At 28.2% G+C, this 23600-nt stretch carries 24 protein-coding genes; 16 read left to right on the forward strand and 8 right to left on the reverse strand.

What is annotated here, in order from left to right:
- Positions 1–56: 56 nt before the first annotated feature.
- The 4 genes from ACXYRP_RS00205 to ACXYRP_RS00220 are packed head-to-tail and all read right to left on the reverse strand — an operon-like array spanning position 57 to position 5314.
- Positions 57–2267: a type 2 periplasmic-binding domain-containing protein gene (locus tag ACXYRP_RS00205; RefSeq protein ID WP_458614944.1), complete on the reverse strand. Its 2211-nt coding sequence runs from the start codon at positions 2265–2267 to the stop codon at positions 57–59.
- Positions 2268–3059, reverse strand: coding sequence for an ABC transporter permease (locus tag ACXYRP_RS00210; protein ID WP_458597317.1), 792 nt, complete (start codon positions 3057–3059; stop codon positions 2268–2270).
- On the reverse strand, positions 3052–3894 hold the full coding sequence (locus ACXYRP_RS00215) for an ABC transporter permease (protein WP_435130416.1): 843 nt from the start codon (positions 3892–3894) through the stop codon (positions 3052–3054). The genes ACXYRP_RS00210 and ACXYRP_RS00215 overlap by 8 nt, the downstream gene beginning before the upstream one ends.
- The gene (locus tag ACXYRP_RS00220) at positions 3878–5314 is read right to left on the reverse strand and encodes an ABC transporter ATP-binding protein (RefSeq protein WP_435130417.1); all 1437 of its coding nucleotides are present in this window, start codon (positions 5312–5314) and stop codon (positions 3878–3880) included. Before ACXYRP_RS00220 ends, ACXYRP_RS00215 begins: the two co-directional genes overlap by 17 nt.
- A gap of 394 nt (positions 5315–5708) precedes the next feature.
- Here ACXYRP_RS00220 and efp point away from each other — a divergent pair, with 394 nt between their 5' ends.
- The 7 genes from efp to ACXYRP_RS00255 all read left to right on the forward strand — a co-directional run bounded on the left by efp (position 5709) and on the right by ACXYRP_RS00255 (position 14471).
- Positions 5709–6272 carry an elongation factor P gene (gene efp / locus ACXYRP_RS00225; protein WP_458607375.1) on the forward strand — a complete coding sequence of 188 codons (564 nt, stop codon included), beginning with the start codon at positions 5709–5711 and terminating at the stop codon, positions 6270–6272.
- Between the two features lie 2 nt (positions 6273–6274).
- Positions 6275–6586: an MMB_0454 family protein gene (locus ACXYRP_RS00230; RefSeq protein ID WP_458614945.1), complete on the forward strand. Its 312-nt coding sequence runs from the start codon at positions 6275–6277 to the stop codon at positions 6584–6586.
- Between the two features lie 62 nt (positions 6587–6648).
- Entirely contained in the window at positions 6649–8697 is a 2049-nt protein-coding gene (locus ACXYRP_RS00235; RefSeq protein ID WP_458614946.1) for a nicotinate phosphoribosyltransferase, read from the forward strand.
- Positions 8698–8748: 51 nt separating this feature from the next.
- Positions 8749–11592, forward strand: coding sequence for an excinuclease ABC subunit UvrA (uvrA, locus tag ACXYRP_RS00240; RefSeq protein WP_458614947.1), 2844 nt, complete (start codon positions 8749–8751; stop codon positions 11590–11592).
- A gap of 20 nt (positions 11593–11612) precedes the next feature.
- On the forward strand, positions 11613–12545 hold the full coding sequence (gene hprK, locus ACXYRP_RS00245) for an HPr(Ser) kinase/phosphatase (protein WP_458614435.1): 933 nt from the start codon (positions 11613–11615) through the stop codon (positions 12543–12545).
- Positions 12538–13521 carry a prolipoprotein diacylglyceryl transferase gene (gene lgt / locus ACXYRP_RS00250; RefSeq protein WP_458614165.1) on the forward strand — a complete coding sequence of 328 codons (984 nt, stop codon included), beginning with the start codon at positions 12538–12540 and terminating at the stop codon, positions 13519–13521. The genes hprK and lgt overlap by 8 nt, the downstream gene beginning before the upstream one ends.
- Positions 13522–13544: 23 nt before the next feature.
- On the forward strand, positions 13545–14471 hold the full coding sequence (locus ACXYRP_RS00255; RefSeq protein WP_435130433.1) for an NAD(P)/FAD-dependent oxidoreductase: 927 nt from the start codon (positions 13545–13547) through the stop codon (positions 14469–14471).
- A 42-nt stretch (positions 14472–14513) separates the two neighbouring features.
- Here ACXYRP_RS00255 and nusG read toward each other — a convergent pair whose 3' ends face one another.
- Genes nusG through rpmG form a run of 3 tightly spaced genes read right to left on the reverse strand, consistent with a single transcriptional unit; the run spans position 14514 to position 15489 of the window.
- On the reverse strand, positions 14514–15113 hold the full coding sequence (gene nusG, locus ACXYRP_RS00260; protein WP_458597324.1) for a transcription termination/antitermination protein NusG: 600 nt from the start codon (positions 15111–15113) through the stop codon (positions 14514–14516).
- A gap of 7 nt (positions 15114–15120) precedes the next feature.
- The gene (secE, locus tag ACXYRP_RS00265; protein WP_458614948.1) at positions 15121–15336 is read right to left on the reverse strand and encodes a preprotein translocase subunit SecE; all 216 of its coding nucleotides are present in this window, start codon (positions 15334–15336) and stop codon (positions 15121–15123) included.
- A complete protein-coding gene (gene rpmG / locus ACXYRP_RS00270; protein ID WP_435130437.1) occupies positions 15337–15489 on the reverse strand; it encodes a 50S ribosomal protein L33 in 153 nt (50 codons plus the stop codon).
- 155 nt (positions 15490–15644) lie between these two features.
- On the opposite strand from rpmG, the gene ACXYRP_RS00275 reads away from it, so the two are divergent.
- From ACXYRP_RS00275 to trmB, 4 genes are read left to right on the forward strand one after another with little or no spacing between them, the layout of a single operon-like run.
- Positions 15645–16085 carry an RpiB/LacA/LacB family sugar-phosphate isomerase gene (locus tag ACXYRP_RS00275; RefSeq protein ID WP_458614949.1) on the forward strand — a complete coding sequence of 147 codons (441 nt, stop codon included), beginning with the start codon at positions 15645–15647 and terminating at the stop codon, positions 16083–16085.
- Positions 16085–16324: a DUF2188 domain-containing protein gene (locus ACXYRP_RS00280; protein WP_458607369.1), complete on the forward strand. Its 240-nt coding sequence runs from the start codon at positions 16085–16087 to the stop codon at positions 16322–16324. The genes ACXYRP_RS00275 and ACXYRP_RS00280 overlap by 1 nt, the downstream gene beginning before the upstream one ends.
- 43 nt (positions 16325–16367) lie before the next feature.
- Positions 16368–17873: a phospholipase D-like domain-containing protein gene (locus tag ACXYRP_RS00285; protein ID WP_458607368.1), complete on the forward strand. Its 1506-nt coding sequence runs from the start codon at positions 16368–16370 to the stop codon at positions 17871–17873.
- Between the two features lie 7 nt (positions 17874–17880).
- On the forward strand, positions 17881–18489 hold the full coding sequence (trmB, locus tag ACXYRP_RS00290; RefSeq protein WP_458614950.1) for a tRNA (guanosine(46)-N7)-methyltransferase TrmB: 609 nt from the start codon (positions 17881–17883) through the stop codon (positions 18487–18489).
- An 18-nt stretch (positions 18490–18507) separates the two neighbouring features.
- Here trmB and ACXYRP_RS00295 read toward each other — a convergent pair whose 3' ends face one another.
- The gene (locus ACXYRP_RS00295; protein ID WP_458607366.1) at positions 18508–19047 is read right to left on the reverse strand and encodes a hypothetical protein; all 540 of its coding nucleotides are present in this window, start codon (positions 19045–19047) and stop codon (positions 18508–18510) included.
- A gap of 121 nt (positions 19048–19168) precedes the next feature.
- Here ACXYRP_RS00295 and ACXYRP_RS00300 point away from each other — a divergent pair, with 121 nt between their 5' ends.
- The 5 genes from ACXYRP_RS00300 to era are packed head-to-tail and all read left to right on the forward strand — an operon-like array spanning position 19169 to position 23335.
- Complete coding sequence (locus ACXYRP_RS00300) at positions 19169–21190, forward strand: Mbov_0121 family peptidase domain-containing ABC transporter (RefSeq protein ID WP_458614951.1); 2022 nt, start codon at positions 19169–19171, stop codon at positions 21188–21190.
- Positions 21171–21569 (forward strand): MAG1140 family protein, encoded by a 399-nt coding sequence (locus ACXYRP_RS00305; RefSeq protein WP_458614952.1) that lies wholly within the window; start codon positions 21171–21173, stop codon positions 21567–21569. The genes ACXYRP_RS00300 and ACXYRP_RS00305 overlap by 20 nt, the downstream gene beginning before the upstream one ends.
- A 17-nt stretch (positions 21570–21586) precedes the next feature.
- Positions 21587–22057, forward strand: coding sequence for an rRNA maturation RNase YbeY (gene ybeY, locus ACXYRP_RS00310; RefSeq protein WP_458614953.1), 471 nt, complete (start codon positions 21587–21589; stop codon positions 22055–22057).
- A gap of 1 nt (position 22058) precedes the next feature.
- The gene (gene cdd, locus ACXYRP_RS00315; RefSeq protein WP_458614954.1) at positions 22059–22457 is read left to right on the forward strand and encodes a cytidine deaminase; all 399 of its coding nucleotides are present in this window, start codon (positions 22059–22061) and stop codon (positions 22455–22457) included.
- Positions 22457–23335 (forward strand): GTPase Era, encoded by an 879-nt coding sequence (era, locus tag ACXYRP_RS00320; RefSeq protein ID WP_458614955.1) that lies wholly within the window; start codon positions 22457–22459, stop codon positions 23333–23335. The genes cdd and era overlap by 1 nt, the downstream gene beginning before the upstream one ends.
- Positions 23336–23600 lie beyond the last annotated feature (265 nt).

Here is a 23600-nt window from a genome sequence, read left to right on the forward strand (position 1 = left end):
AATTATACTCTTTTGTATGAAATTATTTTCAGTAAAAAAATCAGGTTCCCCTGATTTTAAGATTTTACTTTTGAAAAATAGTAAGTTGTAATTTGACTTAAGGTTTTATCATCAACAGGTTGGATTGCTTCGTGAATCATCCCATCAGTGTTTTTAATTTCATAAATATTTATTAAATTAAAGTCCTGACCTTCGTATTTATCATTAAAATAATTTCTAAGCACTACCTCATAGTCTGTGATAGCCACCGGATCATAATTAACATAATCAAAATTTTCTAAATTAAGATGTTTTGCCAAATATTCTTTATCTGATATATTAACATTTGCCAGCATTTTAGCAATAAAACTTGTTATAAATTCGGTTCATATTTCTTGTTTTTCACTATCACTTTTTTCATTTGTTTCTTTTAAAGCATCATCAAATAATCCTTTAATTGTTTCAGATGTATCTTCATCTGAAAGATCATTGTTTACAACTGAATAAACATAAGTAGCAAGAATTTTATCACTTATTGTTTTTGAAACTTTATTAATAAATTCTTCTTTTGAAATAGTAAACAAATCAGTTTGTGATTTTTGTGCTAATTGCGAAAATTTATTTATAAATTCTGAATAATTTTTACTAAGATAATTTTCTAAAAGATGTGGGACATATGAGATTCTTTGCTCTTGATCTACATCGTTACCTTGATCGTAGTCATCTCTTAGTTTATAAAATTCATTGAATTTTTCAGCGTTTTGTTTTGATGCTAAGTTAATTTCATTGTATAAAGAATTTATAAATGTATTAATATCACTAGTTTTTATATCTGAAGAATCAATTTTGCCTAACTCTAGGGTTTTTAAATCCTTTCATACATTAGCTACATATTCTTCAGTCACTAAATTTTGTGCTTTAGCAATCTCTGCATCAGATGTGTTTTCATTAAAAGTAGATATCATTTTTTGGTTAACGAGTTTATCATACCTACTACCGATATCGTTAAGATATGAATAATAACCTTGAGAAATAGCTTTTTGATATTCATTGCTTAATTCTTTTGGAATATGTGATGAAATAACTATACCATCAACTAAAAGAATGTTTTGGTGTGGTTTAACAGCACGAATTGATCCATCAGGAACATCTGGAAAGTTATCTTCACTATAATATGCATCAATTGCATCCCCGTTATACATAATTGCAGATGTTACATCGGGACGTTTTTTATTGATTAAATCATTTGCTATTTCTAATCCATCACCTTTTAAACTTATATGTTTTGCATTGCGAACATCAAAACCAGTCCCGTCTTTAATTAAGTCTGCAAATGAATCGATAAGAATTTTATATGGTTGTGTATTAGTCGAAGAATCATCTTTTACTACTGCACCAGTAAATTTGTCTAAAGTGCGACCACCATCAGGTAGTGGTCAGTAAGCAGAACCATACAGCATATTATCACGAATTGCATCGGTGATTTCTCAGTCTTGATAACCATTAACTTTTAATGTCTTTAAAATATTAATTAATGCATATGGGTCTTTTATACTGCTTTTGTTAGGTGTGATAAATTTATCAGCATATTTGCTAAAGTCAATTCCTGAATCTTCATCAAAGGCATTCTTATTTAGCTTTTCTTTATTAATTTTATGAATATTATATGCAACTACCATATCTTGTGAATAATATGGATAAAAGTATTCTCATAATGATTCATCGCTGTTGTTATCACCTTTTTTGCTTAAATCGTAACGATTTAAATGTTCTCATATCTCTGGACGCATCGATAAGCGAACATAATTTTTAATTTGAATGTATGATTTTTGTGCATCTTGATATTTAATTAAAATATCATTATATGCATCTTTTAATTTTTGGTTATTCGGATTGTCAATGAGTTGCTTTTTAAGATCATCCAATTGATGTTTTAAAGTTTGATATTCTAAGTAATTAGAATATTGTGGTAAGTTGAAGAAAATCGAGTAATTGAGTTTACCGATAAGTTGTTTTTTAGCAAGTTCTACTGCTAAAAATTCTGAACCAATTCCAGCAACTGCTTTGTTATTAATTAATGCATTACTAAATTGATTAATTTCATCGAATTCTTTATAATCAAATGTATGTGCAAGTTGAGCAATATTAGCATCAGACATATATGATTTATAGTTATAAAAACTTGGTTTAAATTGATTTTCGACTTTTGATGCTAAAACTGCTGAGAAACCTGAAATTGCACCTATCGCAATAGTTGATGCTAATAAAAGTTTCTTATTTAGTTTCATTTATCCCTTTTTCTTGGTTTTGTAAATTGCATAACCAATGTTTCCTAAAATAGTAATAAATAAAACGATTGAACCGATAACCAATCCCCATGGCTCAAATGCACCCTCATATAATTTTGTACCTAAAGTACTTGCATTTGATACAGTGCGTGTGATGATAAAGTCATCAAAACTAAGAACACTTGAAACTAAAATAACTGTAATAATTGATGGAATCATATAAACAAGGTAGGTTTTAAATCATGCACGAGTTTTTGAGTAACCTAAATCCTGCGATGCTTCGAAGAGGTTATTGTTAAATTTTTCACTACGTGGTAGCATTAAAGAAATTCCATAAGGTAATGCCATAATTGTATGTGCTACTATCAATCTACCAAAACCTTCTGAATCAACTGCAACAATACCAAAAAACAATGAAAACACTAATACAAGACCTAAAGCAGTAATGTTATCAGGATTGATAAGTGGGATATTTGATGTTGCTGTCAAAGTAGAACGCATTAAACGATTTTTTTGTCGATAGAGAGCATAAACGGTAATTAAACTTATAATAACAACTAATGTTGAAACAATAATTGCTAATAAAATTGTGTTTAATAAAGCAAGTCCACGTCCGTTATCAAATAAAGTTACTCAGTTTTCAAAAACACCTTTAGTTCAAGTTGGATTAAACTCACCTTTTGGTGTTTTTTGATTAAAACTAAATACTACACCTGTTATTAAAGGAACATAAATAATTGCTAAAATAATATAAATATAACTACGTCTTAAAAATTCAGTAAATTTATTCATAGTGTGCTCCTTTTTTAAATTTAAAAATGAGTTTTGGTATGAATATAAATAACGAATATACACCGATGAAGATAGCGGAAACCACTATAACAAGTGCAGAACCACTACTTAGATCATATTTATTACCAGGATTTAGTTTTGAGTTGATTAAATCTCCGATAAGTTGATGTTGTGAACCATCTGGAAGTAATTTTGCACTAATTACAAAGGTTGTTGCACTAGCCAAGAAAATAATTGCTAAACCACTTAATATAGCTTTAGTTCCATATGGAACGATAACTTTAAACATTGTTTGAATATTATTGTATCCTAAATCATTACTTGCTTCAATAATATTTTTTGGCATATCTTTAAATACTGTATATAAAGGTAAAACCATTAGAGGTAGGTTTAAATAGGTAAGACCAAAGATTATAAAAAGTTCACTATTGAGTGTTTTAGGATTTGTATGAAAAATAGCTAATGCTAAACCTTTAATTGAGTAAATTCGAGCAATGGTAAAAATTGCCATAGGACTAATCATTAAACTTAATGCAAAAAGTTTAAAGATTTTTGATTTAGATGTTGAAATAAAATAAGCATATGGAAAACCGATGATTAAGCATAAGAAGGCAGAAACAATTCCTATTCATAATGAACGACCAATAATGTTTCAAGTGTTAAGATCTTTAAGCAACACTGCTGCATCAAAAGATTCATTATTGGTTGCTGAAAAAGCACTGATAACAATCATTAATACAGGTAATACAATTAAGAAAATTGCAATTAATAAGTAAGGTAAGAATAACCAGGCTTTTTTGTCAAAAGTGAATGTTTGTTTAATTTTTGAAAACATTAGTTGTATAATCTCACTTTGGATCTTTTTTCATCAAATGAATGGTATCAATTGTTCAACTTAAATATACTTTTTCATCAATGTCGAATTTTTTGGCTGTTTCAACATATAAAATATCTTCATCTTCTGTTTCAACTGTTAAATAATAATAACTTCCTCGGTAGGAAATATCTTTTACATAACTTGGTATTTTTCCGCTCATCGATGTTGGATTACTTGTTATATCTATATCTTCAGGTCTAATTAATGCATCGAGGGTGTTTTCACTTCCGAATTCTTCGATATCATGGATAGTTTTGAATTCTCTACCTAACAATTTTACATTCCCGTTAGGTAAAAATTTAGCATCAAAAATATTTGAATCTCCAACAAATCTAGCAACTCATATATTTACAGGGTAGTCATATATGTTTTTAGGTGTATCATATTGTTCGATTATTCCATCGCGCATTACAGCAATGCGATCAGAAAGTTCAAGTGCTTCAGATTGGTCATGGGTTACAAAGATGAAAGTGAGTCCTAATTCTTGTTGTACACTTCTTAGTAACTCCTGCATCTTTTTACGGATTTTAGCATCCAGAGCAGATAAAGGTTCATCAAGCAGCAAAATTTCAGGTTCAATAACTAAACTACGAGCTAGAGCAACACGTTGCTTCATTCCACCTGATAACTCAGAAATTGCTTTAGTTTCATTACCTTTTAAACCAACTAATTCGATGATTTTTTCAATTTTTTCATCCATTTCACTAGCAGTCATCTTACGTTTGAAATATCTATTTTCAAATGCTTCCTTCTTTTGAGCAACATAATTCTCTCAATAAGAATATTTAAAATCTAAATCATCCAACCAATTTTGGATGCGATTATATTGCGATGTATCTGCCGGTATCTTTTTTAAAGCTTCGATATATTTATCTTGCTGTGTATCAATTTTATCCATTTTTGCATCAGCTTTTTTGGTTCATTCTTCAATTTTATGTTTAAGTAAATCGATGTGTTTTTGATTGATTTCTTCTTTTTTAATACGTTTTAATTTCAAACCATATGCAATGTTTCCTTGCACATTTAAATGTGGAAACAATGCATAATCTTGAAAAATGGTTGAAACATTACGTTTATGCGGAGAAAGGTCTTTAATATCATAACCGTTAAATAAAATTTCACCACGAGTTGCTCATTCAAAACCACCTATAAGTCTTAAGATGGTAGTTTTTCCTGAACCGGATGGACCAAGCATAGTAACAAATTCACCACGCTTGATTTGTAAATCTATCTTATGTAAGACAGTTTTGTCACCGAACTCTTTAACAACTTCTTTAAGTTCGATAATTGGCATATTTGCTTTTTTAGTTTTTTTCAAACTAATTTCACGAGTTGTTTCAATTTGTTTAGATTGATTATTATCTGAATTAATATACATATATCTCCTTTCTTATTGGTTTAAATAAGCAGCAGGGAGACGGTATCGAAAAGATTCTCACAGTATTCTTCGATACTGTAAGATAAAGACGGATATTCTAAATCACAAAAATTGCTTAAGATGTTTTTAATAGCTAATTTTTGAATTAAAATATTTTTGCTTTTCATATTTTTATATTTTATATAAGAGCAAAAAAAATCATAATAAATTCTTAATTTTTTTGTAATGTTATTTATAGAAGTAAATGATTAATATGTTGTCGTATGATAAAACCATATATAAATTCTTCAAAATAACAAATATGATTTTATTTGTTATGAGATAAAAAGGATGCATATTTAAATTTTTTCAGTTATAATTTATAAAACATAAAAAAAGTCAGAAACGAGGAAATATGATAAATGTAAATGAATTTAAGCCTGGAATAACATTTCAAGATGATGGAGAAATTTTTGTTGTTTTAGAAGCTCAACATTCTAAACAAGGACGTGGACAAGCAAATGTTAAAGCAAAAGTAAAAAATCTAAGAACAGGTTCAACCACCGTAAAATCTTATACAGGTGGAGACAAGGTAAAACCGGCTCACATCGATAAAAGAAAAATGGATTATCTTTATTCAGATGGTGAAAATATTATTTTAATGGACAAAGAAACATATGAGCAAATTGAAATTTCACTTGATAAAGTTACTTGAGAAATGAACTTTTTAAAAGAAGGAAAGGAAGTTCAAATTCGTATGTTTGAAAACGAAGTTTTGGATATCGAGCTACCTGTTAATGTAACTTTACAAGTTACATCAGCACCAGATGCTGTAAAAGGTAATACCACTACAAATCCACAAAAAAAAGTGATTGTTGAAACAGGTTATGAACTAGAAACACCGATGTTTATTAAGGAAGGTGATATTATTATTATCTCAACTGAAACAGGTAAGTATTCTGGTAAATCAAAAGAGTAATTATGTCAAATTATATTAATGTTCCCTTTAATTCAGATCAAATTTATGTTGTTAAAGAGGGTGCTTTTTTAGATATTATAAAACTTACAATGTCAGATTTTAGAGAAATTAAAGTTGTTGGTAAACCTAATTTAGTATTTGAAGAAAATCATACAAATCTAATGATATTCCTTGAAATAAAGGTAAAAGAAACATCGCGAAAATCATTAAATACATTATTTAAAAATATCAGTAACCAGTTAAAAAGTGCTATAAAATCTTTAATTGATATTAAACCAAAAAATATTCAATTAATTTTAAGGGGATTTTATTAGATTTACATAAAATAATATTAAAAGTTTGTCTTATGTATTATCAGTTAAATAAAAGGAAATATATGGAAAAAGGTTTTAGAAAGTTTTATTATACTTATAAACATTTCGATTCCAAAGATTGAGCAACCTTTATTATAGGAGTCAATCTTATTCTTTTATATATTTCAATTATTTTATGAAACTGAGCAGATAAAAGTTATGAAACTTGAAAAGTATATAATGAAAATCCAGATTTACTTAGGAAAATCAAAGAAATAGCAGATTCAAATCCAAATATGCAACGTGAAGTATATCGCAGTTTGCTTCCTAATGCAGTGCTATTATTGTGAGGAGGAACAACTTATTGATTTACTTTTATGTCAAATGTTTTAATGGCAATTACGATTTTAATCTTTCCGTTTTTTAAAAAATCCCGTAAAATGCAAAAATTTTATTTTTCTGGAATAGTTTATATTATCATAGTTGTATCAGCTTTTTGATTTGGTTATATAGTTGATTCTAGCATCGGTGGAAATGATACAGATAACGATTTTTATCGAACTTTAGTATGACATGCGATCGCTCCATTCTTTGGTATAATTACTCTTTTTTGAGAAAGAAAAAGAATTCGTGTAAGTACCCGTGTTATATGAAGTTTTTCGATTTATCCAGTTACATATTTGATTTTTGTTATTTTTATATATACATTTGGTTATAAATTTAAAAATCTTAGTCAACATGACTTTTTACCTAGTATAGTAGCACAAACTAATGAAGAAAATTATATTATTCCAAAGATATATAATACCGAATTAGATCGCGGGATAGCAATTTATTCAGTTATCAGTTTCTGACATCCACTAGGTTATAGTGGAGATAATTTATATTTAAAATCTATTTTAATATTAATAATGATTTCTCTATCTTTCTTTTCGGCGCCTGCTGTTGGTTTTATCCTTAGAAAAGTATTGAGAATCTTACAACCAGGACAAAAAGCCTTACCTCCAGTTTACTTTATTAAAACTAAAGAAAGAATTGAAGCGATAGAGCAACGTAAAGCAGTTATGCAGGAAGCAAAAATGAAAAATAAAAAGGATGATAAAGCAACCGATTATGTTGCAAGTTATTTTAATAAAACCCAAGAAGTTATAAAGCAGCATAATCCAAAAAATATTATTACACTACAGTTTTTTCAGCGTCGAGATGATAGTATTTTAGCAGGAATGCAAGAAGTTTTAGGATTACTTGAAGAACAAACTGACACTTCTAAATATAAAATTAAATATTTACCTGATGGTAGCAAAATCAATAATTTAGAGATTGTATTAGAACTTACAGGACATTATCAAGATTTTGGAATTTGAGAAGGTATGATAGACGGGATTTTGGCTCGCTATACTTCGATTGCCACCAATGCATATGATATTAAGAAAGTTGCTAATAACAAAGAAATAATTTTTATGGGTGATCGTGCTGATCATTTTATCAATCAAACAATCGATGGATATGCAGTTGGTATTGCAGGTATTCACATTGTATCGACACCGATGCAGAAATTTGCTCAAAAAAACAATCAAGAAAGTGTTTTCGGAAGTATGCCTCATGCTTTAATACAAAATTTTGATGGTGATGTAGTTGCGGCCACACTTGCATTTCAACATAGTTTTCCAAACGATAAAATTATCGCTTTAGTAGATTACAATAATGATGTTGTTAAAGATTCGTTAGCAGTATGGAATGCATTAGGTGATAAGGTTTGAGGTGTTCGGATTGATACATCTAAGAATATGAAGGATCATATGTTTGATAATGAACCTGATAATCCAGATTTTTATGGTGTTAATGTTGAACAAGTAAAAAGATTGCGTGTGGCATTGGATGATGTAGGTGCTAACAATTATAAAATTGTTGTTTCATCTGGATTTAATGCATCTAAAATAGCATATTTTGAAGCTTCAAATGCACCTGTAGATTTTTATGGAGTTGGACAAAGTATATTTAAATTAAATAATTCATTTTCTGCTGATGCAACCTTATTAAATGGTAAAAAACAAGCTAAAGAAGGCCGCGGATATCGCTATAATCCAAACCTAATTGATTATATACCTAAATCAAATAATAATAAAGCATAAAATGTTTATTACTGGTATATAGCTATAAACATTTATATTTAAAGAGGTGATATGAAAGATGATGTATTAGTGATTAAAGGAGCTCGCGAAAATAATTTAAAAAATATTGATTTAACAATCCCAAAAAACAAGTTAATAGTTTTTACAGGTCTCAGTGGAAGTGGAAAAAGTTCTCTTGCTTTTAATACCATCTACGAAGAAGGTCGCAGACGATATGTTGATTCGCTAAGTTCATATTCTAGAATGTTTTTAGGTGGAACAAAAAAACCTGATGTGGATAAAATCGAAGGACTTAGTCCTGCTATTTCAATTGAACAAAAAACTGTTCATAATAATCCACGTTCAACTGTTGGGACTGTAACTGAGTTATATGATTACTTTAGATTACTTTTTGCAAGGATTGGTAAGGTTTTTTGTCCAAATCATAACATTGAAATAAGTTCACAAACTTCAAAAGATATTCTTGATCAAATTTTTTTAAATAATCAAGATCAAAAAATTGCAATATATGCTCCATTGGTTGAAGGTGAAAAAGGAAGCCATCAAAACCTACTTGAAAAACTTAAAAATGATGGTTACACACGGGTAAAAATTGATGGAGATATGTATTTACTTGAAGATGAAATTAAACTAAATAAAAATAATAAACATAACATCGATTTAGTTATCACTAGAGCAATTGAAGTAAGTGAGCAAAAGTATAATGAAATTTCAGAAGCAATTAATATTGCTACTGAAAAATCAGGTGGGATAGTTAGAATAGAGAATTTAACTACTAAACAAGTAAATATTTATTCAAAGTTATATGCATGTATTTATAAGGATTTTTCAGTTCCAAAAATAGAACCAAGAATGTTTTCGTTCAATGCTCCATATGGGATGTGTGAAAATTGTAAGGGATTAGGTTTAGAATTTAAAGCAGATATCGATGTGTTAATCTCTGAGCAATGAAGAACAATCGAACAAGGGGCAATTAAATATTTTGCTAATACTGTAAATACTCAAAATCTTGAATGACAAGAATATGATGCAATGTTAGAATATTATCATATTCCTAAAAATTTACCAATTGATGAGATGAACGATGAGCAAATGAAGCGAATTTTATACGGTTCGCAAAATGATGAAATAGATTATGTATTGATTTCATCATCAGGGAATAAATATCGCCGTCGCGATAAAATTGCAGGAATTATAACCTTAATTGAAAATCATTATTACAATACAACTTCTGAAAATCGTCGTGATTATTTAAAAAAATATATGGGAACCTTTGCTTGTTCATTATGTAAAGGAGCCCGTTTAAATCAGCATGCATTAGCAGTAAAAATAGATAAGTTGAATATTTTTGATTATATAAAAATGTCAATTGAAAAATTGCTTGAAAAAATCGAAGAAGTACAATTAAAACTTAGTGAGCATCAACTTTCAATTTCGAATCTAATTTTTAAAGAAATTATCGATCGATTATCATTTTTAAAGAATGTAGGTTTAGAATATTTAACCCTTGACCGTAGCGCAGAAAGTTTGTCAGGAGGTGAAGCACAACGGATTCGTTTAGCTACCCAAATCGGATCAAATTTATCAGGAGTTTTATATGTTTTAGATGAACCTTCAATTGGATTGCACCAAAAAGATAATCAAAAACTAATTCAAACATTGAAAAATATGGTTGATTTAGGTAACACTTTAATAGTTGTTGAACACGATGAAGAAACCATCTTTGCTGCTGATTATATAGTTGATATTGGCCCGCAAGCCGGTGAACATGGTGGAAAAATAGTAGCTTTTGGTGATTTAGAAAATATTATTAATTCTCCTGAATCAATTACTGGTAAATATTTATCAGGTGAATATCAAATCAAAATACCTAAAAAGCGTCGACCTGGTAATCAAAATTTTATTGAAATCAAAGGTGCTCGTGAGAACAATCTAAAAAATATTGATGTTAAAATTCCTCTTGGGATGCTAGTAGGAATAACAGGTGTATCAGGCAGCGGAAAAAGTACATTAGTTAATGATATTTTAGTTGCAGGAATTCAACATATGCGAGGTTTAACCGAAGGAAGTGCGCAACGAAAAGCGAAGTTTGATACCATTAAAGGACTTATTAATATTGATAAAGTTGTACCTATTTCACAAAGCCCGATTGGACGAACTCCTAGATCTAATCCTGCTACATACACAGGTGTTTTTGATGACATCCGAGATGTATTTGCTAATGTTGCAGAAGCTCGTGCTAGAGGTTATAATAAAGGAACTTTTAGTTTCAATACCAATGGGGGTCGCTGCGAAAAATGTTCTGGTGATGGTTATTTGAAAATAGAAATGCATTTTTTACCAGATGTTTACATCCCTTGTGACCAATGTGATGCCAAACGCTACAACCGTGAAACACTTGAAATCAAATACCGTGATAAAAATATTAATGATATTTTAGAAATGAGTGTGGAAGCAGCTTTCGAATTTTTCAAAAATCATAAAAAAATCAGCGAAAAACTTCAATTTTTATTAGATGTTGGATTAGGTTATATCAAACTTGGGCAAATGTCTACAACTTTATCAGGTGGAGAAGCACAAAGAGTTAAATTAGCAACCTATTTACAGCGCAAACCTACAGGTAAAACATTATATGTTTTAGATGAACCCACAACTGGATTACACATTCATGATGTTAAGAAATTAATTGAAATTTTAGATCACATTGTTGATAAAGGTGATTCAGTAATTGTGATTGAGCATAATTTAGATGTGATTAAAAACTGTGATTATTTAATTGATTTAGGTCCTGACGGTGGTATTAAAGGTGGTAGAATAGTTGCATCTGGAAGTCCTGAAGAAGTTGCTAAATGACATATTGGATACACAGCTGAATTTTTATCCAAAATTTTATAATTTCTTTATAATTAATTAATATGAATCGTAAAAATATCAGTGTTAGACATATTGTGAACTTCTTTAATTTAAAACTTTTAAATAATGATTTAAATAAAGTTAATTGAGGATGTGTGTATCGGCCTGCAATAAAACAAGTTGGTCTGGAATTAACCGAACATATCGGAAATAGTGATTTATCAGGAAATATAATTTCATGAGGAACCACCGAATCTATATGATTTCAAAGCATCGGGAGAGTAGCAGCATTGCGAGCAATTGAACATGTGTTTTTAGGTAATCCACCATTGGTGCTGCTTTCAAGACGCATTTCTAAACCTGCTTTAAGTTGGATTCAATTAATGGCTGATAAATATGGTGTACCAGTTTGCTTGACTCCGATGTCTTCATCTTATATAGCAACCAATATCGGGTCTTATTTAAACAACCATTTTGCAGATGAAAAATTAGTACATGGTTGTTTAGTTTTAGTAGGTGGTACTGGTGTTTTGATAACAGGTGTATCAGGGATAGGAAAATCTGAAGCAGCCTTAGAGTTAGTGCAAAAAGGTCATGTTTTAATTAGTGATGATTCAGTTTTAATCAAAGATAATGGAAATTTATTTATCGGTAAATCACCAAAAATAACTCAAAATATGTTAGAAGTACGTGGAATTGGTATAATTGATGTAAAATATACATACGGAATTCGAGCTGTAGCACCATCATCGATTATCAATTTAGTTGTTGAATTGGTTCGTACTGAAAAACAAAATGAGTTAGATCGCATTGGAGTCGATTTTCTTAAATACCCAATTTTAGGTCGTAGCATTAAGAAAATACAAGTTCCAATCAAAGAAGGGGGTTCAGCTGCTTCATTAATTGAAGCTGCTGTCAGTGCCTATTTATCGCGTCACGATGGACTTGATATCTTGAAAGAAATAGAAAAAAGGAGGTTAGAACTAGATGACTAGTATTCCGATATGAGTACCTGAAACAGCAAAGCACGAAGGGATACCAGATGCACCTTTATTTAGTATTGGTTCATTTAGCGTGCAGGTATATTCATTAATGATTATGCTCGGTTATTTAGCATCCATTTTAACAATCATTTATTTTTGAAAACGAGAGAAGTTAAATATGGATAAACTCTTTGTGTTAATCATTATTACCATCCCACTTGGGATTTTAGGTTCACGTCTTGGATATATAATCGAGCAACTTATTTATCAAGATGAACCATTTAAAGGTTCAGCTTGGTATAAAATCTGAGAGGGTGGATTAAGTATTCAAGGTGGACTTGTAGTAACGATTTTAGTAGATTTATTTTATGTTTATACACAACGCAAACACTTAGATATTCGAAAAGCTGCATCAATAATTATTCCTACCATCTTAATAGGTCAATTTATTGGTCGTTGGGGTAACTATGCAAACCATGAAGTTTATGGAAAAATCGATTGAAGCGGACAAAGTTCATTAATCTTTGGTAAAACCTTTGCACAAAATATGTATATCTCAGATGCTTTAACTAATTCAATGGGATTAAACGGAGCATATCGTTATCCATTATTCTTATATGAAGGATTAGCAAACTTAGTTGGATATATTTTAATTGTATGAGTAATAAACTTCTTTGGTATCTTTAAACCTGGAAGCAGCATTGGTTTATACTTAATTTGATACGGACTGCTACGTATGGCGATGGAACCACTGCGTGAAGAAGCATATGGATTATATCAATATGTTGCGATAGCATTTGTTGTTGTCGGTGTATTAGTATTTATTTACTATCAAATGTGAGCTAAAGTTAAATATAAAGTAGAATACAGACATAAAGTGTTTAAATTCTATCAATATCAAGATCAAAATGCTTACTTTCAATATGTTGATGCTACATCAATAACACATATGTTTAAAAAAGCATATTCTTATATATGATTTAAATAAGTTGAATTAAATAAGGAGTTATTATGGAAAAAGAAATTTATGATTTAGTTATTATTGGAGCAGGACCTGCTGGTTTAAATGCAGCATTATATGCTTCACGTGCAGAATTAAAAACAATTTTTATTGAAAAAGGCGCACCTGGTGGAAAATTAGTGGTAACAAATAAAGTGGAAAATTGACTTGGAACCGAAATGACTGAAGGGTGACAACTTGCAACACATTTTTTAGAACATGCTAAAAAATTTGGTGCAAAATATCAATATGGTGAAGTTGAAGAACTGATTAACCATTCGGATTATGAAAAAGAAGTTAAATTAACAAACGGGAAATCAGTATTTGGTCGCACTGTATTGATAGCAACCGGAATGAAAAACCGCGAACCAAACTTTATTAAAAACTTTCAAGAATTTTTAAACCGCGGAGTTAGTTATTGTGCAATTTGTGATGGTCCACTTTATAAAGGATTTCCATCATTGGTGCTTGGTGCAGGTAATTCAGCAGTTGAAGAAGGAACTTATTTAACCAATATTGCTTCACATGTACATATTGTAATCAAAGATGCAGATTTCACAGCAGAAAAAAGATTAGTTGATGAATTACTTGCTAAGCCAAATGTTACTGTTTATCGTGAATCACAAATTAAAGAATTACAAGGACATGATTCGTTAGAATCTGCTGTTATTGTAGATAAAAACGGAAATGAAACAACTATTTCAATTGGATCATTTTTCCCTTACATTGGAATGGTTCCTACCACAACATTTGCTAAAAACCTCAATATTTTAGATAAAAATGGATTTATTGAAACCGATGAATTTATGCAAACTCGAATTAAAGGAATTTTTGCTGCAGGTGACATCCGAACTAAAGATATTCGTCAAATTATCACAGCTGCCTCAGATGGAGCAATTGCTGCTAAAAAAATATCAGATTATATTAATTTTAAGTAAGAAAAATAAAGGATGCTAATTGCATCCTTTATTTTTGATCAATTATTTATCTGCTAAGCGAACCGAATCTAAATCAACTGTTACTTCAGATTTTTTACCATAACTTTCAATCAACAAAGTCACTTCTTTATTTTTATGATCAATCGCTATTACTTCTGCAACATAACCAGTATATGGACCTTCAATAACTTCAACAAAATTATGTTCTTCTAAACCGAAATTGTATTCACCTGAATCAAAACGTCGTTGTGCTTCTTTTTCTTTTTTATGCATTTTAGTAATTTCAAGATTAGATACTGGAGTAGGTTTTGCTCCCTTACCAGAAGAACCAACCAATCCAGTAACATATTGAGTGTTACGCACCAAGAATCAAGCTTTATCAGACATATGCATATGAGCAAAAATATAACCTGGATATAAATTTACATATTTAACCTTAAATTCATTACCTTCTAATTTCTTTTGATGTTCTTTAGAAGTTAGTGTTGGACGTTGAAAGATTTTAAATGCTCCTTGTGGTGTTGCGGTTAAATCAAAATCATGTAATAAATCTTCAGCAACTATTCGGTTATTTAATGATTCGATAACTTGTTGTTCTTTACCTCTAACGGTAGAAATCATATATCATTTCAAATTACTCATAAGCCTCCTAAATGTTTCATAATTTGAATAAATGTGTAAAGCCAAATGATAAGGCTGTTACAAAAATAGTGAATATTACAGTAAAAATTAAAATTTTTACAAAGTTAATTGAATTTGTTTTTGCATCGGGTCATCTAACACGTCTAACCTCTTTAACTAGCTTGCGCATCCAAAAACGTTTTTTTCGCTTCGGTTTAACGATATGTTCGTTTTCTTGTGACATTTAAACCTCTTCTTTATGTATTGTATGTTTGTGACAATGGATACAATGTTTTTTAACAGTTAAGCGTTCAGTTTTACCTAAACTCTTATTAGTTGTGTAATTTTTACGACGACATTCACTACAAGACATTGCTACTTTATGATTAGTCTTCATATTTATTAATTCTACCATATTATTTAAAATTTGCTATAAATCAAGCAAACAAAACAATTTAAGATTTTTATAATTCTTATGTAAAATTTCATTTTTTCTTTATAATACTATAAGAATTTAGTATAATACAGAAAAATACACAAAAAAGGAATAAAATGGATAAAAAAATTGTTGCTTTTGCAAGCGATCATGCCGGTTATAAACTTAAAGAAGAACTTAAAAATTATGTTGAATCTTTAGGTTATAAAGTAGTTGATTTAGGACCAAACACTGATGCAGTTCCAAGTTCATATGCGACTCAAGGACATAAATTAGCTGAATATATGGATAAAGAAGATCCTGCATTTGGTATCGGGGTATGTGGTACAGGTTTAGGAATTTCATATGCACTAAATCGTCATAAACACATTCGAGCTGCTAGAGTTACTTCGTTAGAAGATGCTCATTTAGCAAAATTACACAATAATGCCAATGTTTTAGCATTCGGAGGACGTCAAATTGCTCCAGAAAATGCTAAAAAAATGGTTGATGAGTATTTAAAAACAAATTATGAAGGTGGTAGACACCAATCAAGAATAGAGGAGTTAGATAAATAATGGCAGACAAGTTAGTTGAGAAAAAAGACTTAAAACCTACCTGACATATCACATTAGATAAAGAGAAAGGTAAATGAAGAGTATCACGTGAAGGTTCAGAACGTGCTACTATTACATTTGATACTCAAAAAGAAGCAATTCCATATGCTCGTGATTTAGCTAAAAAACATAACGGTACATACTATGTACACGGAGAAAATGGAAAAATCCGTGCTGGAAAAGGTTATAAACCAGAATAAAAATATACGCAATATTGATTGATATTGCGTATTTCATTAAATTATGAAAACAGGGATTTTTAGTAAAAGATTTTTTATCTTTATAGCTCAATTTATTTTTCTTTTTGCTTTATTAGCAGGGATAGCAAGTCTGTTATTTTTGATTAATACTAACTATATTTACTTATTTTTGACAATAGCTTATTTTGTTAATACTTTTTTTGTGTTTTTTATTGGTTTACAACGACGCAATTTTGAAGCAAAATTAGGTTGATTATATATCTTAATTTTATTCCCGGTTGTAGGACATGCTCTTTTCTTTGGTTTTGGTTGAATTTCACGAAACAGAAGTGAAATCAAACTAAAAAATGATCCTAGATATAAAATTAATACATACGAATCGCTCGGATTAACTAGCACACATGAATGTTATGATGCAAATTTAAAGGCTGTTGCTCGCATTAATGATACCAAGACCAAAAGTTCCCAATACCATTTTTATAACGAAGGTTATCGGTTTTATAAAACATTATTTGAAGCAATAAAAAATGCTCAAAAATCAGTATTTATTATTTCATATATAATCAAAAAAAGCGAAATTTCAAAAGAGTTTTTAGATCTTATTAAACAAAAACACTCACAAGGTATCGAAATAAGATGATTAATTGATTTTTTTGGTGCATATCATTCTCAAAAAAAACAAATAAAGAAATTAATTAAGTTAGGTATTAAAATTATTTATATTGGTAAAATTTATTATCCATTTATTAATGCCGCAAGTTTTAACCGCAACCATCAAAAATTTATTATTATAGATTCACAAATAGTGTTTTCTGGCGGAAATAATATTTCTGATGAATATGCTTCATTATCAAAAAAATATGGGCACTGAATTGATGTTAATTATAAAATAACAGGTGAATATGTTAATGTTTATATCTTGCTTTTTTTAAAACTTTGACATATTTTTGCTAAAGAAGAACTAAAACCTACTCAATATTTGTCATCAATTTGCGATGATGACCATCGCAATCATTCTGTTTTAGTTGCTGAATCACCAAGTTTTCCACATTCTGTTTCCGAATTTACTTGATTAAAGTTATTTGCTAATGCTAAAGAAAGTATTAAAATTGCATCACCATATTTTTCAGCATCCGATGCTTTGTATCGACAATTTTTATTATGTTTAAAAAGTGGGGTAGAAATAACTGTGTACTTTCCAGGCTTACCAGATAAGAAAATAGTGCATCAAATTGGATTATGACAACTTAAAAAACTTATTAAACACGGGTTAAAGGTAAAAATATATAATGACCATTTTATGCATTCTAAAATCGGTATCATTGATTCACAAATTGCTTGAGCAGGTAGTGCTAATTTAGATAGTCGTAGTATGAATTCGCAGTATGAAACAATGGATATTATTTATGGAGATGCAGTTGCGCAAGTTAATGATATTTTTGATGAATATGATAAATATTGCAGTGATTTAACAGATAATCCAAAGTTAAATAAAGATTACAACATCTTTGAAAAATTCTTTTTTTCTTGAATGAAATTATTAATATAAGGAGTATATGAGGTTAAGATTTGATAAAAATGCACAAGGTAAATTAAATGAATCTATTTATTATCTAAAAGAATTTCCGATACAATTAAATCACACTGATGTTATTGAAATAGGTGCAGGTAAGGGTGAAATGATAACAGCCCTTGCAAAGCAAAATCCTGATATCAAATATTATGCTCTTGAAAAATATGCAACTGTTGCAGTTAAAATTCTCAAAAAAATTGAAGAACTTAATTTGACTAACTTATTTATTATAACTGCTGATGCGATTAAAATAAATGAAATATTCAAAGGAACTTGTGATAAAATTTGACTTACCTTCAGTGATCCATGACCTAAGAATGCACATTTTAAAAGACGACTAACATATAAAACATTTTTAGATACATATAAGCAATTATTAGGACAAGGTGGAAAGTTATGATTTAAGACAGATAATGACAAACTTTTTGAATTTTCACTTGATTCGTTAATACAAAATAACTGAAAAATAATTTATCAAACTAATGATTTACATAAATCAGAATATAATAATCAAAATATTAAAACAGGTTATGAAATTAAATGAAGTCAAAAAGACAAGAATATAAATTTTTTAATAGCAAAACCAAAATAAAATCGTCAAAAGACGATTTTATTTTTGTATTTCCATTTGTGCTTTTGCTAAAACAGCCGATGTATTATCTGGTGTAATGCTTGCTCTAAATTCTGTTTCTAATTGGTTTTGTTTATTAACATCCTTGATTTTAGGCAAGATTTGATAAAATTCTTCAATATTATCAATGCTATTTCAAGCATCCACTAATTGTTTAGTGTTTTGTGTTTGGACAATTAATGAAATATTATAATTAGTAAATTTATCTAATCGTGGTTTCAATGCTTGTTTTAAAATTTCACGAAATTGTTGATATAAAAAATCTAAATCATCAAATTGATTAGGATTATGATAATTAACATCTGCTTTTTGTAATAAATTTTTCACTTGCTGATCTGCTAAACCAGGTAATTTAACAGAATTTATATAAGATTCAAGTGTTGAATATTTATATTCATAATATTTTCTATCACTTGCTCCTGTATTTAAAACTGCAATTGATAAACCAAAAGCACCAGCAGTAACAGTTGTTGCAAGAGCAGAAAATCAAAATAACTTTCTTTTAGTTTTTACTTCCATTTTACCCCTTTGTTTATTTTGTAATTATACTAATTTTTGTCATATTTTTAAATTATTTACATAATATTCACATTTTTTGTTCCTTATTAGTAACTTTTTTTTAAAAAATAATATAAAAATTATGTATAAACAAATTGATTCAAGAGATTGTTCGTTATATGTATTTATACATCTAGCAAATAAATACTATAACGAACAATATGATATAAACCAATTAAAGTTAAATGTTAGTTATGATGAAGAAGGTATAAGTCTATTTCATTTTCAAAAAACTTTATCACAATACCAATATCAGTTACAAAGTTTTAAATGTAGTGTAAAAGATTTTGAAAAACTTGATGTTGATGAATATCCACTTGCTGCAATAATCTTAAATCAAAATATGCAACATATGGTGCTAATTGAAGAAGTGCAAGGAAATAAATTGTTAATCTATGATCCAAAACAAGGAAGAATAAAACAAGATAAAAATATTTTTTTAAAGTTATATCGAGGAATATTGGTCAAAATAAGTAAAGATAAAGCAGCACAAAAACAAATAATAAAAAAGTATAGAAATACTTATTTCGGTGGTTTAAGTATTTCCATAAAGTTGATTTTTATGTATTTGCTGCAAATAATTATTTCACTTATTACACCATTAACAACAAAATATATTTTTGAAAATATAATTCCATTTCATCTTAAAAAGGAATTATGATTAATGAATGGATTTTTTATTATTTTATTTGTAATTATTAGTTTAATTCAAATAATGATCACGAGAATCTTTGAAAATAAAGTATTGACTAGTTATTCAAAAGAATTCAATAATTTATTGAAATCTTGAAGTCATCAAAATATTAAAATTATTAATCAATTAGGTGAAATAGAGATAAAAAATCGCATCAGTTCTTTAATGAATTACTTAATTCATAAAAAGACTTTTTTGTCTAAGGTTTTTGTAAACATAATCAGTTTTATCATCTCATTGATTATTATTTTTGCTATAAATAAAAAATTGTTATTTATTGTAGGTGCTTTTGGAATAATTACAAGTGTTTTTGCTAGCATTTATATGTTTTGGTATTTTAAAAACAAAAATCAAATTGTTGCTCAAAGTATTCTGACCGATAAACAAATCAATAATTATATTAATATTTTAAAAGATAATTTTGATTATACATTTGCAAATTTATATCAAAAGAATTTATTGAATGATTATGCAGCATATATACAAGAAAATTCTAATTTTAATTTACAGATGCAAAATTTTAATCATTTTGAATTGTTTTTAGATGTTTTTTATCCATTTTGCATCCTAATTTATGGAACATTTCAAATATGATCGCAGAATTTGAAAGTATATGAACTGTTATTTTTTATCACAGCATCAAATTTGTTTATCAGACCTCTTAAATTTATTCCACAAGCACTTCAGATGTCAAAGGATTATAAGATTAGCAAAACTATGCTTAATATTTTTAGCACTGGTAAACCTGCAAATTCAAATCTTTTAGAGAATATCAATTCGATTGATAAAATACATCTATCATATGTATCCTTTTCATATAATAGCAATCCTAATTACAAAGTTGTTAATATTCCAAGGCTCATAATTGATCAAAAACATATCATCAAAGGTGATAATGGTAGTGGCAAAACTACATTATGCAACATCATTAGTGGTAAATATCAAATTGATTATGGGGAAATCTTAATCAATGATCAAAAAATAAATTTACACAATAACCAAATACGTGAAAAAATTTATTATGTAGGGGATAAAAATCAAAAATTAGATATGTCTATATCTGAATATTTAATGATATCTGATTCTTTTGGTTTCAATGATACCATTAATAGATTTAGGCTATATCCTATTTTAAAAAAAGCAAATTTGGATGATATAGAAAATATAAATATCAATTCCTTATCAAGTGGACAAATGCAAATAATCAAGTTGTTAAGAATTTTTATTTTAGATTACGATGTAGTTTTACTTGATGAAGCGTTTGAATCGATTTCACAAGAGATTTTTTTGATGGTCCAAAAACCACTTCGATATATTTTGAAAAACAAAAAAGTAGTAGAAATTTCACATAATAATAAATATCTTTTTGCTGATTCGCGAGTAATTAATCTTGAAAAAGTACAAAATTAGTTTTTTAGAATATTTACTACTTTTTTCATTGTTAGCATTGTTTGCGATGTTTATTTATTTGATTATGTATCAGTCGATTAATAAATATCAGCAGGTGATAATTAAACAAAATAATAATGAGTTGATTTTAAGAAATATAACTTACGATAAATTAGCATTAAAAAACTATCAAATTGACTTTAATTTTGAAGATAAATTGCATCAATATCAAATTAATATTGATGCAATAAATGAAAATGAAGAAATTATTATCAAAAATTCAGATTTATCAATGTTTTTAAAACAAAAAAACCTTGAATTTATCCCAGTTCGTTTAATTGAATCAAAAGAATTAATTTATAAATATATTTATAACTGATTTATACATTTATTTAACTAATTTTATATAATTATGCTATGTTTAAATATAACCTGCAAATCAACCTTTCTAATCAACCTAAAAATACTGATATTTTTATCAATCAAATGTATGATATTTTAAATAATTTTGCTAATTATTTTAAAATTGATAAAAATAAGCAAATTATTTTAGATGTAAGCTTTGTTTCAAAAAATAAAATTAAACAACTTAATTCAGAGTATCGTAATAAAGATTATGTAACCGATATTCTTTCATTTAGTTTTCAAGAAAATAATTTATATGACAAACTACCGATTTATTTTTTAGGTGAGCTAGTAATATGTTGACATAAAATGAAGATGCAAGCAAAAGAGTTTAATCATTCACTTAAACGTGAATTTTGTTATTTATTTACACATGGATTGGTACATTTGCAAGGTTATGATCATTTAAATGAAAGTCAAAAACAACAAATGGATAGTATTGTAGATATAATTTTTAATCCATTAAAAATCACAAGGGGATAAAATGAAAATAAATGTTGAAGAATTAAAAGAATTATTAAAATATTCATATTGTCCATATTCAAAATTTGCAGTTGCAGCAATTGCAATTGATGAAAATGGAAATCAATACAAAGGTGTTAATGTAGAAAATGCTGCATATCCATCTGGTTTATGTGCCGAAAGAAGTGCCTTGTTTGGTTCGGTAGCTTATGGTGGAAGAGTTGGAAAATTCAAGGAAATACATATTATTTCTTCAGGAAAATCAGAAGTAAGCCCGTGTGCAGGATGTAGGCAAGTAATGACAGAATTTATGCCTGATGATGCATTGATTTATCAATATAGCAATGATGCTAGCAAAGTTCGTATTAATAAATTGATCGAACTTTGTCCATATCCCATTCATTCGGAGAATATTAAATAATGAAAATTTGTTTTGCAAGCATTCTTGGTAGACCTAATGTTGGAAAAAGCAGTTTATTAAATGCTATTATCGGTTACAATGTTGCAATTGTTACAGATACTGCTCAAACTACTCGAGATCAAATAACAGGTATTTATAACGATGATAATTACCAAATTATTTTTACTGATACACCCGGAATCCATAGACCTGAAAATAAGTTAGGACAAGCTTTAAATAAAAATGCTTATGAAGCAACTAAAGATGTTGATGTTTTGTTGTTTTTAAGTCCTGCTGATGAGAATCTCGGTAATGGTGATAAAATGATTTTAGAAAAAATACAGAATGTAAAACACAAAATTGCTGTAATTTCTAAAATTGATAAAATTCAAGGTAAACCTGAACTTTTACAACAAAAAATGCAGCAATTACTTGCGTATAATTTTGAACATATTATTTCAACAAACATCAATAATGATAAATCTATTAATGCATTAATAGATTTAATTAAAACATATGCTTATGATGGACAAGCACAATATGATAGCGAATATATCACAGATAAATCGATGCGATTTATTGCTAAAGAAATTATTCGTGAATCAGCAATTAATTTATTATATGAAGAATTACCACATTCAATTGCTGTTGAAATCTTGGAATTCGATGAATCTGATCCTCAAAAAATAATAATCGATGCAGTTATTTATGTTAAAAAAGATTCACAAAAAGGAATGTTAATAGGAAAAAATGCCGAAAAAATTAAAGCAATAGGAAAATCGGCACGTATCAAAATCGCACATCAATTTGGATTACCCACAACCTTATCATTGAAAGTTAAGGTTGCTAAAAAGTGAAATGATGATTTAAATTTATTGGGTAAATTTGGTTATAAATAGTTGTTTAACACTTTGATAAAAGTGTTAAACATTTTTTGTTCAAAATTTTAATAATTTTAGTTTTTTATTGGTTTTTATTTTATATACATACAAAAAAATTTAATAATAATGTGTATATTTAAAACTTAAATAAGTAAAAATATAAATAGTATTAAACTTTTTTACCTTATTTATAGACAGAAATGTTTTAACTTACATATTTCAATGATTTTAAAAGTAGTAACGAATTAATAGCATAATGTAAGCAAAAAAAAAAAAAAAACAT

The sequence above is a fragment of the Mycoplasma sp. 5912 genome, assembly GCF_054353835.1.